The sequence below is a fragment of the Streptomyces sp. NPDC015144 genome, from assembly GCF_043079735.1.
Classification (GTDB): Bacteria; Actinomycetota; Actinomycetes; order Streptomycetales; family Streptomycetaceae; genus Streptomyces.
This window is the reverse complement of the sequence record NZ_JBIBUU010000016.1, coordinates 48,041-61,022: the sequence shown is the minus strand read 5'-3', so window position 1 is coordinate 61,022 and position 12,982 is coordinate 48,041. Positions and strand designations below refer to the sequence as shown.

Genomic DNA, 12,982 nt, shown 5'->3' with positions numbered 1-12,982 from the left:
GGGTTCTCGGTTACGCGGCTTCCGTCATCGGGCTGCACTGGATGCGGAAGTTACCCGCGGGTGTGTAGCGGGGCAGTACGAGCATGGGGGGCCGGCCGGCCGGAGTGACCGCGGTCTGCCGGTAGGCGAAGACCCGTCCGGGGTTGCGTACGTCGTGCAGACGCCGTCCCAGGCGCATGTCGCGCAGGTTGTCCGAGCACAGGACCAGGTCCCACTGTTCGGCGCGGTCCCGGCGGGGCGCCATGAGGTGCAGCGGTGCGGTGACCTGCCACAGGCCTTCCGCGGTCCGCTCGACGTCGGCCTCCAGCCGGCGCCCGGAGGCGACGAACTCGGCCCAGGGGGCTTCGGGCTCTCCTCCGACCACGCGGAAGGCGACCTCGACGTGGCTGTGGCTGACCTGGACGCGCACCACCTCCGCCGAGGGCTGGGAGGGGCTGAACGTCACCCGGGCGTTCCCGGTGACGCTCCGGCCGAGCCGGTAGCGGGCCCCGGTCGCCGCGGACGCCTCCATGGGCCGGGTCGGGCCGCCGTACGGCACGGGGAGGTCGACGAGGAGCAGGGGCAGTGTGCGGCGCAGCCCCTGGGAGAGACGGAGCCGGATCTTCCAGCGGCCGGGGGTCAGGGGCAGCCCGTGCACGTCCTGGCCGAGCAGGACCGCGGCGTCCATGGCGACACCTCCGTCGTGGTCGGTGTAGACCCGGGCGTCGGTGGTGAACCTGCGGCCCCGGCGCCTCAGCTCGATCCGGGCGCCCTCGTCCGGGCGCACCCGGCGCGGCAGTCGGGCGTGCAGGTTGACGGTCTGTCCGTCGAGCACGGCGGCATAGCGGAGTACGGCGGCCCGGCCCTCGCGTCGCGGCAGGAAGACCCGGCGCAGCAGCACCGACCGGACGCGGGTGATCTGCCGGCCTGTCCGGCGGCGCAGGGCGCGCAGAGGTCGTCGGCGCTTCATCGGGCGGCTCCGTCGGCGAGGCCGTGGTGGGAGGGGCCCGCGTCCAGGCTCGGCCGGAGGACGCGGCGGTCGGTGAGCCGGGTGGGTGCGGTGGTCCCGGCGGGCAGCTCGTACCGGCTGGGTACGGGGAAGTAGTGGGCGAGGAAGGAGCGGACCATGCGGTCCTGGGCCTCGGGGTCGGGGTGGACGACGGTGTCGTTGAGGCAGAAGGTGTCGAAGTCGCGTCGGGCGAGCAGCGAGTTGAGCCGGCGGGGCGCCTGGTCGGCGGCGAGGTCGACGTAGACGTAGCGCAGGTTGCCGACGGTCGCCCGGCCGGTGTGGAAGCCGTAGTAGTGGTGCAGGGACGAGGTGATCGGGACGTCCTGGGGCGAGCGGAAGCGGGAGTGCTGGGTGCGGCGGTGCTCCTCGGCGTAGACCCGCTCGATGTCGGAGAGGACGCTGCGGCGCAGGGCGTGCGGGGTGTGCTTCATCTTCTGCGCGATCCGGGTGCCGAAGGACCGCTCGATGAGGTCCCTGCTGTTCTTGCCGGCCGCGTTCACCGGCAGGTCGCCGGGGCCCGCGGAGCCGGTCGGCACGAGCGCCTTGGACTGGAAGAACTTGCTGAGTCCGTTGGCGTGGAAGAAGTGTCCGGGGGTGAGCGGCCGGCCGAGGAACACGTCGTCGTTGAGGTACAGGAAGTGCTCGGACAGGCCGTCGATCCGGTGGAGCTGGCTCTCGATGGCGTGGGAGTTGAAGGTCGGCAGCGCGGCGGGGTCGGAGAAGATCTCCCGGTGGTCGACGACCTCCAGGCCCGGTACGTCGGTGTCGAGCCAGGCGGGCACCTGACCCGCGGTGACCAGGTAGACGTTGCGCACCCAGGGCGCGTACTGGTGCAGCGACCGCAGCGAGTAGCGCAGTTCGTCGCGGCTGGTGAAACGGGCGTCGTTGGCGGCCTGGTCGTGCAGGGCCGGGGCGGGGGCGCCGGGGCGTCCGGAGCGGGCGGAGTCCCGTTCCGCGGCCCACACCGGGTCGGAGTCGTCGACCCAGGTGTAGACGACGTCGATGGGGAAGAGGTGGTCGTCCGGGAGGGGCTGGGTGAACTCCGGCAGGGTCCGTGCGACCCCGGTGGTGTAGGCGCCGGGCACGAGGGCGAAGAGTGCCTGCGGGGCGGCCGGCCTCGGGGTGTCCGCCGGGACCTGGTCGACCACGCGGTTGGGGCGGGGGGCTTCGTAGTGGCCGTCTCGTTCCGCCCAGAACTCCAGGTCGCAACCCTGGTCGATACCGAAGACGAGGTGCTGCGTGGGGTCGGTGACGTACCAGGCGACCCGGAGGGCGTCGTGCTTGCGCAGCTGCCGCCAGGACCTGGCGTCCTCGCCGGGGCGTACGCCCGACTCCGACGTGGTGGCCGCGCCGATGTAGCCGGGGGCCTCCTCGAAGGCGAGCCGGAGCAGTTCCTCGACGGTCTCGCGGAGGGCGCCGGGCACCGCGACCGTCGGGATGTCCTTCGCGGTGCCGCGGATGCAGAAGTACTCGATGCCCTCGGCCTCCAGCACGGCGGTGAGGATGTGCAGATTGCGCGCCCGGGCCGCCCACGCCGTGGCGCCCTCGACGAGGAGGGCGCGCATGTGCCGTCCCCCGAGGCGGACCACCCGCTGCGCGTAGGCCGCGCTGTGCCGGGGGGTCCTGCGCCGGCCGCCCATCGCCCAGACGACCGTCGCCGACCGGACGGCGTCGACGGAGGTGAACGAGGACTTGACGGCGGAGCGCAGCGGGGCGGGCACTTTGCGGACGATGCCCCGGCGCGCGCCCATGGGTATGACGGACCGGTAGGCCGAGACCAACGATCCCGCCTCCGGATTGCCGGAACCGGCCACGAGGCATCCACCACCCACGCCACTGCGGCCCAGCGCCTGCCGCGTCCGGACACCACCTCGTGCCCGGACGACGAACGGAATGAGACCGAAAGCTGTCATTCACCATGCCGAACGTCTCTCCGGACGGTCGACCCCGCTCACCCACGAGCAAGTCACAGAACCTTCACATAAGGAAGCGATCAATGTCCAACCAAAAAAGCGCACATGTACGACAAAAAGGCGTGAGGAATCCCACCGGAAAATTCGTACAACCTTTTACGAGTCCACGGGAACGTCACATGAACGCGGGGAGGCGAACCGGTGTCGCCGGATGCCGCCGGGTGTCGCCCGGCGCTCCCGGAGCCCGACGGGGACGGCGCCGGATCAGATCCGGTGCCAGTGCGGCGGGAGCGTGAGCCCCGGGCCGTCCTCCTGCCGGGCGAGGGACACGCCCCCGTCCGGTTCGCACACGGCCACGACGACCCGGCCGTGCCCGTCGAGCGCGAGGGCGGGATCGCCGGAGCACTCCTTGGTGGTGTCCGACCACCAGACACCGCCCTGCTCCGCCTCGGTGCCGCAGACCCCGATCAGCAGGGTGCCGCCCGCCCCGCGCTGCGCGAGAACCGTGCAGTCGTAGCCGTCGAGCGGGGTGCGCAGCGCCACGACGGCGCCGTCCCCCGGCTGCCCGCCCGCCGCCAGCGGCCAGGCGCCCGCCCGGTGGGCGACGACCCCGGCCGTGTTCGCGTCGGTCCAGTAGTAGGTGAGGCGGTCGGGCGCCGTCTCCACCGCGGTCGCGGAACCCGCCAACGCGTAGAACTGCGCGGGCCGGGCGGCCGTCAGCGGGCCGTCCGGGGCGTCCTGACGCCACTGCTGCACCCCGCTGTCGCTGGGTGCGAAGACCTCCACGAGCCCGCCCGACGTCGCCGAGGCCACCACCTCCGCGGCGAGCCCGACCCCCTTGAGGTCCTGCCAGGCCCCCCACTTCCCGGTCTTTCCCTCGCGGCGCATCTGGAGTCCGCGCCCCGCGTTGCGTGCGAAGACGAAGACCGTTCCTTTCGCGTCGACGGCCCCGGCCGGCGCACCGGCCTTCCGGCCCTCCTCGCGGTCGCGGTGGAAGTTGCCCAGGGAACGCCACGCGGTGACGGGGCGGCCGGTCTGGTACTGGACGGCGTGGACGAAGTCCACCTTCGGGCCGTCGGCACCGGTGCGCTCGCGCCGGCCCAGAAAGTGCACGTAGGAGTTGGCGCCCTGAACGACGGTCACGTCCGTCAGACCCGCGACCGGCAGGAACTCCGGCCCGTCCCACCGGTCCCCGCCAGGGCTCCGCTGCGTCCAGCGCAGCAGACCGCCCTCCGTACGGGCGTAGAGCGTGAGCCTGCCGTCCTTGCCGAGCGGCATCCAGCGGCCGCGCGGCGTCCCGAGGACCCGGCGGTGGCCGGACGGCGGGTCGAGCGGGCGGGGGCCGCTCGCGGAGTCCGACGCTCTTCTCCGCATGGCCCGCAACACCTTCTCCGCTTCACCGGTTCTTCAACCCGCCCGTACGTGGCCGACACATCATATGCTCAGCCTCCGACCGGGCCTCGGGGCACGTCCTCGGCAGGTACGCGGGGTGTGACGCTTCCCACCCTCGCCGTCGCGGGGCCGGGCCCCTCCCGGCTTCCCCGAGGGCGGCCGCCCTCCCGCCCGCTCGGAAAATCTGCCTATAGTGCTCCAGCGTCCGATCCGTCGGCGCCTGCGCGGTCGGCGACGCCCGCCGTGACCCTGCCCAGCGCGCGCCCCATGAGCCGCGGGCGGGTGTTCCGTACGATCCCCCCTTCCGTTTCCCGGTCCCCCGTGGCCGGGCCGCGACGGGAGGTCCCGCCTCGCCTCAGTGGTCCCCCACCGGCCCAGGGGCCCAGACGATGACGAGCTGCATGTATGTCTGACGAATCCGATCCGTCCTCCCGCCGCAAGTCCCGGGGCCGCAAGGTCCGTACCCGCGGTCAGCGCATCAGGCGCGCCGTGCTCGTCACGCTGCTGGTGCTCGTGGTCGCCGGTGGCGCTACCACGTACTGGCTGTACAGCAGGCTCGACGGGAACATCACCGGCGTCGACATCGACAAGGCGCTCGGCGAGGACCGCCCCGAGAAGCTTCCGACCAGCGGACAGAACCTGCTCGTTCTCGGCTCCGACTCGCGGGACGGCGCCGAGAACAAGGAGCTGGGCGGTGGCGGCGCCGTCAGCGGCGCGCGCTCCGACACCGCCATGGTGGTGCACATCCCCGAGGGCCGGAGCAGGGCCGTCGCGGTCTCCATACCGCGCGACACGCTGGTGACCCGGCCCGAGTGCACCAAGGCCGACGGCACGGCGGTGCCCACGGCGGACCGTGTGATGTTCAACTCGGTGTACTCCCAGGTCGGCCCGGCCTGTGTGGTCAAGACCGTGGAGAAGATGTCCGGGGTCCGCATCGACCACTACCTGGAGATCAACTTCGCCGGGTTCAAGGACCTCGTCGACGCCATCGGCGGAGTCACCGTCGACGTCGAGAAGCCCATCCACGACAAGTCCTCCGGGCTCGACCTGACCGCCGGTACGCACCGGCTCGACGGCACCCAGTCCCTCGCCTACGTCCGGACCCGGCACGGCATCGGCGACGGCAGCGACCTCGGCCGCATCGGCCTCCAGCAGCAGTTCCTGCTGGCCCTGCTGAGCGAGGTCAAGTCGCAGGACCTGCTGGGCAGTCCGGCGAAGACCTACAAGGTGGCCAACTCCGCGACCAAGTCGCTGACCACCGACTCCGGGCTGGCCTCGCTGACCTCCCTGGCGGAGTTCGCCCGGTCAATGAACGGTGTCGACCCGGGCACGATGGAGACCATCATGCTGCCGGTCGCGTACGACAAGGTGGACCCGAACCGGGTCGTCGCGGCCCGGCCCCAGGCCGACACGCTCTGGAAGGCGATCCGCGAGGACTCCACCATCCCCGAGTCCGCGAAGAAGTCGCCGGCGACCGGCGGCTGACCGGGCCGGACCAGCCGTACGGCGATGCCCCGGAACCGCGTGGTTCCGGGGCATCGCCGTAGGCCGGAGCGCGTCAGCGCCGCGCCTCGGGGTGGTACAGGCACCAGCCCTCCCAGGCCGATTCGACCATCGCGCGCACCCCGTGCCGCGCCGTCCACTCCAGCTCGGAGCGCATCAGGTCGGAGGCGGCCACCACCCGGGCCGGGTCGCCGGGGCGACGGGGCCGCACCACCGGCTCGGCCGCCGGTCCGTAGCCGGTGACCTCGCCGATCAGGGCGATCATCTCCCGCACCGAGACGCCCTCGCCCCGGCCGATGTTGACCGTGAGGTCGGTGCCGTCGCCACGGGCCGCGAGCGCCCCGGCCACGGCGACATGGGCCGTGGCGAGGTCGGCGACATGGATGAAGTCGCGGATGCAGGTGCCGTCCGGGGTGGCGTAGTCGTCGCCGAAGACCAGCGGGGCCTCGCCCGCCGTGAGCCGCTCGAAGACCATCGGGACCAGGTTGTGGACCCCCGTGTCGGCGAGGTCCGCCGAGGCCGCGCCGGCCACGTTGAAGTAGCGGAGCGAGGCCGTCGCCATGCCGTGCGCCGCGCCCGCCGCGCGGACCATCCACTCGCCCGCCAGCTTCGTCTCGCCGTAGGGGTTGATGGGCGCGCAGGGCGTGGCCTCGGTGACCAGGTCCACGTCCGGCAGACCGTAGACGGCGGCCGACGAGGAGAACAGGAAGCGGCGGGCGCCCGCCGAGGTGACGGCCTCCAGCAGGGTCTGGAGCCCGTACACGTTCTCCCGGTAGTAGTGCAGCGGACGGGCCACGGACTCGGCCACCTGCTTCTTGGCCGCCAGATGGACGACGCCGTCGACGCCGTGCCCGGCGATCGCCCGGTCCAGCGCCTCCCGGTCGAGCGTGGAGCCCTTGACGAAGGGCACCCCGTCGGGGATCCGGGCCGGGTCACCGGTCGACAGGTCGTCGTACACGACCACCCGCTCGCCCGCGTCGAGCATCGCCCGTACGACATGCGCCCCGATGAAACCCGCGCCACCCGTGATCAACCAAGTCATATGGGCATCCTATGACCCCTGCCCGGGGCGCCCCTTCCGCCCGCGGCCGGACCGGCCGCCGTCACCCGCGGTCCGCCGCCCGTGCAGCCGGCTGTGCGCACGCCCGTAGGTGAAGTAGATGACCACGCCGATGGCCATCCAGATACCGAACCGCAGCCAGGTCTCCGCCGGGAGGTTGAGCATCAGCCACACCGAGGCGGCCACCGACGCGATGGGGACGAACGGCACCCACGGGGTACGGAACGCGCGGTGCAGGTCGGGGCGGGTGCGGCGCAGCACCAGCACCCCGAGGGCGACCACGACGAAGGCGAAGAGCGTACCGATGTTCACCAGCGCCGCCAGCTCGTTGATGCTGGTGAACCCGGCGACGACGGCGATGACCACGCCGAGCAGGATGGTCGGGCGGTACGGGGTGCGGAACTTCGGGTGGGTCTTGGAGAAGAACCTGGGGAGCAGCCCGTCGCGGCTCATCGCGAAGAAGACCCGGGTCTGCCCCAGCAGCAGGATGAGGCAGACGGTGGTGAGGCCGATCGCGGCCCCGAAGCTGATGAGCCCGGCGTAGACGGGGTGGCCGACGGCCTTGAAGGCGTCGGCGAGCGGGGCCTCCACCGACAGGTCGGAGTAGTGCTCCATGCCGGTCACCACCAGCGAGACGGCCACGTAGAGCACGGTGCAGACGAAGAGGGAGGCCAGGATGCCGCGCGGCATGTCGCGCTGCGGCACCTTGGTCTCCTCGGCGGCGGTGGCCACCACGTCGAAACCGATGAAGGCGAAGAAGACGATGGAGGCGGCGGTGAAGATGCCCATGACGCCGAAGTTGGTGGGCGCGTAGCCGAACATCAGCTGGACCAGGGGTTCGGTCAGGCCGGAGCCGCCGGTCTGCGGCCGCGCCTCGGGGATGAACGGCGAGTAGTTGGCCGCCTTCACGAAGAAGCTCCCGGCGATGATCACGATCAGGACCACCACGACCTTGATGGCGACGACCACGGTCGTGACCCGGGCGGAGAGCTTCATCCCGAGCACCAGCACCACGGTCAGCACGAGCACCAGGAAGAACGCCAGGATGTCGAAGCCGAAACCTTTTGCCGCGTCCGTTCCGGAGAGCGCGTCGGGGACGTGCCAGCCGAAGTTCTCCAGCAGCGAGCGGACGTACCCGGACCAGCCGACCGCCACCACCGCCGTACCCAGCGCGAACTCCAGCACCAGGTCCCAGCCGATGATCCAGGCGACCAGCTCGCCCAGCGAGGCGTACGCGAAGGTGTACGCCGAACCGGCGACCGGGACGGTCGAGGCGAACTCGGCGTAGCAGAGCGCGGCCAGCGCGCAGACGACCCCCGCGACGACGAAGGCGATCGCGGTGGCGGGCCCCGCCGTCTCCTTGGCCACCTTGCCGGTGAGGACGAAGATGCCGGTGCCGATGATGACGCCCACGCCGAAGACCGTGAGGTCCAGGGCGGAGAGGGACTTCCGCAGCGCGTGCTCCGGCTCCTCGGTGTCGCGGATGGACTCCTCGACCGTCTTGGTCCGGAACAGTCCGTCACCGCTGGGTGGTGTGTCCTGCTGGGCAGTCACCTGCGTACCTCCGCGCATTCGTCGTGTACGCCATGATTCGGGCCCGGCGCGACGAACCAGGGTGACAAATCGGGCGATTTCACACGAATGGGCCGGTCGGACCACCCGTACAGGGTGACCCGACCGGCCCATTGCCGTGCGGCGGCGGTCCGGCCCGCTCGGGGCCGCGGCGGCGTCAGTCGCGGGCGGGCTCGATCACCGCACCGGCCTCGGTGCCGCTCCCGAAACGGCCGTCCAGCTTGGCGACCAGGCCGGTGACCTGGCGGGCGATGTCCGGCGCGGTCAGCCCGATCTCGGCCATGACCTCCTTGCGGGAGGCGTGGTCGAGGAAGCGCGGCGGGATGCCGAAGTCGCGCAGCGGTACGTCGACCCCGGCGTCGCGCAGGGCCTGGGAGACGGCGGAGCCGACCCCGCCGGCCCGGCTGTTGTCCTCGACGGTGACGACGACCCGGTGCCGCTCGGCGAGCGGGGCCATCGCCTCGTCGACCGGCTTCACCCAGCGCGGGTCGACGACGGTCGTCGAGATGCCCTGGGCCTCCAGCAGGTCGGCGATCTCCAGGCACATCGGGGCGAGCGCGCCGACCGAGACCAGCAGTACGTCCGGCCGGGTGGCGCCGGGCTCGCGGAGCACGTCCATCCCGCCGACCCGGCCGACGGCCTTGACCGCCGGGCCGACCGCGCCCTTGGAGAAGCGGACCACGGTCGGCGCGTCGTCGACCTCGACGGCCTCGCGGAGCTGGGCCCGGACCTGGTCGGCGTCGCGCGGGGCGGCGATCCGGAGGGAGGGCACGCACTGCAGGATCGACATGTCCCACATGCCGTTGTGCGAGGCGCCGTCGGTGCCGGTGATCCCGGCCCGGTCCAGGACGAAGGTCACACCGCACTTGTGCAGCGCGACATCCATCAGGACCTGGTCGAAGGCGCGGTTGAGGAAGGTGGCGTACACCGCGAAGACGGGGTGCAGACCGCCGGTGGCGAGACCGGCCGCGGAGACCGCGCCGTGCTGCTCGGCGATGCCGACGTCGTAGATCCGGTCCGGGAACTCCTTCTCGAACCTGGTCAGCCCGACCGGCTGGAGCATGGCCGCGGTGATCGCGACGATGTCCTCGCGCTCCCTGCCGAGCTTGACCATCTCCTCGCCGAAGACGGAGGTCCAGTCGAGGCCGGAGGAGGCGATGGGCAGCCCGGTGTCCGGGTGGATCTTGCCCACCGCGTGGAAGCGGTCCGCCTCGTCCTGGAGCGCCGGGGTGTAGCCGCGGCCCTTCTCGGTGATGCAGTGCACGATGACCGGGCCGCCGAAGCGCTTGGCCCGCTGGAGCGCGGACTCCAGCGCCTCGATGTCGTGGCCGTCGATCGGGCCGACGTACTTCAGGCCGAGGTCCTCGAACATGCCCTGCGGGGCGATGAAGTCCTTGAGGCCCTTCTTCGCGCCGTGCAGCGTCTCGTACAGCGGCCTGCCGACGACGGGGGTGCGCTCCAGGATGTCCTTGCCCCGGGCCAGGAACCGCTCGTAGCCGTCGGTGGTGCGCAGGGTGGCGAGGTGGTTGGCGAGGCCGCCGATGGTCGGCGCGTAGGAGCGCTCGTTGTCGTTGACGACGATGACCAGCGGGCGGTCCTTGGCGGCGGCGATGTTGTTCAGCGCCTCCCAGGCCATACCGCCGGTGAGCGCGCCGTCACCGATGACCGCGACGACGTGGTCGTTCCTGCGGAGCACCTCGTTGGCCTTGGCGAGGCCGTCGGCCCAGCCGAGGACGGTCGAGGCGTGCGAGTTCTCGATCACGTCGTGCTCGGACTCGGCCCGGGAGGGGTAGCCGGAGAGGCCGCCCTTGCTCTTGAGCTTCGAGAAGTCCTGGCGGCCGGTGAGGAGCTTGTGGACATAGCTCTGGTGCCCGGTGTCGAACAGCACCTTGTCCCTCGGCGAGTCGAAGACCCGGTGCAGGGCGATGGTCAGCTCGACGACGCCCAGGTTGGGGCCGAGGTGGCCGCCGGTCTTGGACACCGCGTCGACGAGGAAGGTCCGGATCTCCTCGGCGAGCTGCTCCAGCTGCTCGGGCGTGAGCCGGTCCAGGTCACGCGGTCCACCGATGCGGGTCAGCAGGGCCACCCGTGCCTCCTTGCGTCTTGAGCTGGTCGAGCATGCCGGTCCGATGAGTCTAATGTTCCGGTCGCGCCGGGGGGCATCGGGCGGTCCGTTCGGTACGCACTCCGTACATATGGTCCGGAAAATACGGCCGCGTCCGCCCGCCCGGGGTAGGCCTCGGGCGGGCGGACGCGGCGGTGCCCACGGGCTACGCGCGGCCCGCGGTCTTCTGCGTGCGGCGGGAGACCGAGTCGATGACCACGGCGGCCAGCAGCACCGCGCCGGTGATCATGTACTGGATGGCGTTGGCCATCCCGATCATGTTCAGGCCCTGCTGGATCGACTGGATCACGACCATGCCGAGCAGCGCGGACCAGACCTTGCCCCGGCCGCCGAAGAGGCTGGTGCCGCCGATCACGGCCGCCGCGATGACCAGCATCAGGGTGTTGCCGCCGCCGACGCTCTTGGTGGCGCCGCCGGAGAGGCTGGCGATGAAGAGGCCGCCGAAGGCGCCGAGCATGCCGGAGAGCGCGAAGACGGTGATCCGGACCCGGTCGACGCTGATACCGGCGCGGCGCGCGGCCTCCGGGTTGCCGCCCACCGCGAAGACCTGGCGGCCGAAGCTGGTGCGCCGGGCGACGAAGTCCGCGACGACCAGCACCGCGAGGAAGAGCACCAGGGCCAGCGGCAGGCCGCGGGCGCCGGAGGGCTCGTTCAGTACGAACGCGACGGCGAGGCACAGCACGGCGACGACGCCGGTGCGGAGCAGGACCTCGCTGACCGGGCGGGCGGGCAGACCGGCGGCCCGGCGGCGGCTGCTGTCCATGAGGAGCGAGGCCGCGTACGCGAGGACGGCGACCACGGCGAGCCCGTAGCCGGCCGCCTTGTCCTCGAAGAAGTAGTTGGTGAGGTTCTCCACGAAGCTGCCGGACGGGGTGTTGATCGAGCCCTCACCGCCCATCATCCACTCCTGGAGACCGCTCCAGCCGAGGAAGCCGGCCAGGGTGACGACGAAGGCGGGCACCCCGATCTTGGCGAAGAAGAAGCCGTGCAGCGCGCCGAGCACCAGCCCGCCGCCCACCGCCACCAGCACCGCGGCCCATTCGGGCCAGCCGTGGTTGACGTTGAGCACGGCCCAGGTGGCCGCGCCGACCCCGGCGACCGAGCCGACCGACAGGTCGATCTCGCCGAGCAGCAGGACGAAGACGATGCCGACCGCCATGATGCCGAGGCCGGAGCTGTAGACGGCGATGTTGGCGATGGAGCTGGCGGAGAGGAAGTTCTCGTTCTGGATCTGGAAGACGACCGCGATGACGATCAGTCCGACCAGGACCGGCAGCGAGCCGAGCTCGCCGCCGCGCACCTTGCGGGTGAACTCCGACCAGTAGCCCCTGAAGCCCTCCTCGCGCACGAGCAGGCGCGGGTCGACGGCGGGGGCTGCCGCCCCGGGGGCCGCTTCGACGGCGGCTCCCTCTGCGGTTCCGGGGGCCCGGGAGGTCTCGGACGTCTCGGACGTCTCGGGGGACTTGGGGGTCTTGGCGAGGTCGCTCACTTGGCGTCCTCCTTCGTCGCTGTGCGGGCCTGACGGCGCGTGACGGCGTTGTCCGTGGCACCGGTGATCGCGGAGATGATCTCCTCGTGGGAGGTGGTGGCCACGTCGAAGACCCCGTTGTTGCGGCCCAGCCGCAGCACCGCCACCCGGTCGGCGACGGCGCGTACGTCGGCCATGTTGTGGCTGATCAGGATGACGCCGTGGCCGCGCTCGCGCAGCCGCTCGACCAGGTCGAGGACCTGGGCGGTCTGCTCGACGCCCAGGGCGGCGGTCGGCTCGTCCAGGATGACGATCTTGGGGTCGCCGATCAGCGCGCGGGCGATGGCCACCACCTGGCGCTGCCCGCCGGAGAGCGAGGCGACCGGGATACGGACGCTGGGGATCCGGATGGACAGGGTGTCCAGCAGCTCCTTGGCGCGCTTCTCCATGGCGATCTCGTCGAGAACGGACGCCCGGCGCAGCTCGCTGCCGAGGAAGAGGTTGGCGACGACGTCGAGGTTGTCGCAGAGCGCCAGGTCCTGGTAGACGGTGGCGACGCCGAGGTCCTGGGCGTCGTTGGGCCGGTTGATCCGGACCGTTCCGCCCTCCCACTCGATGGCACCTTCGTCGATCGGGTGGACGCCCGAGATGGTCTTGACGAGGGTCGACTTGCCGGCGCCGTTGTCGCCGACCAGGGCGACCACCTCGCCGGAGTGGATCTCCAGGTCCACATCGGTGAGCGCCTGGACGGCGCCGAACCGCTTGGAGATCCCGCGCAACGCCAGCACGGGCGTAGCGGACACGTGAATCATCTCCTTCGCCGCCTGACCGGCGGTGGGGGGTGGTGCCGGGCACCGGGGGAAGTCGGTGCCCGGGCCGGCGAAACAGTCCGGCACCCGCCCCCTGCTGCGGGGCATGGACGGGGCGGGTGCCGGACCGGACCGGGGAGCTCCGGGATCCC

The 12,982-nt window shown here is 71.7% G+C and carries 9 protein-coding genes; 1 reads left to right on the top strand and 8 read right to left on the bottom strand.

Going from position 1 to position 12,982, the window contains the following annotated elements:
* Positions 1-10: 10 nt before the first annotated feature.
* From ACF08W_RS25200 to ACF08W_RS25190, 3 genes are all read right to left on the bottom strand, one after another.
* A complete protein-coding gene (locus tag ACF08W_RS25200; RefSeq protein WP_392280611.1) occupies positions 11-949 on the bottom strand; it encodes a hypothetical protein in 939 nt (312 codons plus the stop codon).
* Positions 946-2,739 (bottom strand): stealth family protein, encoded by a 1,794-nt coding sequence (locus tag ACF08W_RS25195; RefSeq protein WP_392280610.1) that lies wholly within the window; start codon positions 2,737-2,739, stop codon positions 946-948. Before ACF08W_RS25195 ends, ACF08W_RS25200 begins: the two co-directional genes overlap by 4 nt.
* A 426-nt stretch (positions 2,740-3,165) precedes the next feature.
* Complete coding sequence (locus ACF08W_RS25190) at positions 3,166-4,275, bottom strand: hypothetical protein (RefSeq protein WP_392280609.1); 1,110 nt, start codon at positions 4,273-4,275, stop codon at positions 3,166-3,168.
* Between the two features lie 423 nt (positions 4,276-4,698).
* Here ACF08W_RS25190 and ACF08W_RS25185 point away from each other — a divergent pair, with 423 nt between their 5' ends.
* Entirely contained in the window at positions 4,699-5,778 is a 1,080-nt protein-coding gene (locus tag ACF08W_RS25185; protein ID WP_385205864.1) for an LCP family protein, read from the top strand.
* 73 nt (positions 5,779-5,851) lie between these two features.
* Here ACF08W_RS25185 and galE read toward each other — a convergent pair whose 3' ends face one another.
* From galE to ACF08W_RS25160, 5 genes are all read right to left on the bottom strand, one after another.
* A complete protein-coding gene (galE, locus tag ACF08W_RS25180; protein WP_352273082.1) occupies positions 5,852-6,838 on the bottom strand; it encodes a UDP-glucose 4-epimerase GalE in 987 nt (328 codons plus the stop codon).
* Between the two features lie 9 nt (positions 6,839-6,847).
* The gene (locus ACF08W_RS25175) at positions 6,848-8,410 is read right to left on the bottom strand and encodes an amino acid permease (protein WP_392280608.1); all 1,563 of its coding nucleotides are present in this window, start codon (positions 8,408-8,410) and stop codon (positions 6,848-6,850) included.
* A gap of 175 nt (positions 8,411-8,585) precedes the next feature.
* Complete coding sequence (gene dxs, locus ACF08W_RS25170) at positions 8,586-10,514, bottom strand: 1-deoxy-D-xylulose-5-phosphate synthase (RefSeq protein ID WP_392280607.1); 1,929 nt, start codon at positions 10,512-10,514, stop codon at positions 8,586-8,588.
* A gap of 184 nt (positions 10,515-10,698) precedes the next feature.
* The gene (locus ACF08W_RS25165) at positions 10,699-12,042 is read right to left on the bottom strand and encodes a sugar ABC transporter permease (protein ID WP_385205856.1); all 1,344 of its coding nucleotides are present in this window, start codon (positions 12,040-12,042) and stop codon (positions 10,699-10,701) included.
* On the bottom strand, positions 12,039-12,833 hold the full coding sequence (locus ACF08W_RS25160; protein ID WP_352273086.1) for an ATP-binding cassette domain-containing protein: 795 nt from the start codon (positions 12,831-12,833) through the stop codon (positions 12,039-12,041). The genes ACF08W_RS25165 and ACF08W_RS25160 overlap by 4 nt, the downstream gene beginning before the upstream one ends.
* Positions 12,834-12,982: the final 149 nt, after the last annotated feature.

Bases quoted from the DNA above. Each gene is read 5' to 3' on its own strand.
- ACF08W_RS25200 (WP_392280611.1), bottom strand. From the start codon at position 949: ATGAAGCGCCGACGACCTCTGCGCGCCCTGCGCCGCCGGACAGGCCGG.
- ACF08W_RS25195 (WP_392280610.1), bottom strand. From the start codon at position 2,739: ATGGGCGCGCGCCGGGGCATCGTCCGCAAAGTGCCCGCCCCGCTGCGC.
- ACF08W_RS25190 (WP_392280609.1), bottom strand. From the start codon at position 4,275: ATGCGGAGAAGAGCGTCGGACTCCGCGAGCGGCCCCCGCCCGCTCGAC.
- ACF08W_RS25185 (WP_385205864.1), top strand. From the start codon at position 4,699: ATGTCTGACGAATCCGATCCGTCCTCCCGCCGCAAGTCCCGGGGCCGC.
- galE (WP_352273082.1), bottom strand. From the start codon at position 6,838: ATGACTTGGTTGATCACGGGTGGCGCGGGTTTCATCGGGGCGCATGTC.
- ACF08W_RS25160 (WP_352273086.1), bottom strand. From the start codon at position 12,833: ATGATTCACGTGTCCGCTACGCCCGTGCTGGCGTTGCGCGGGATCTCC.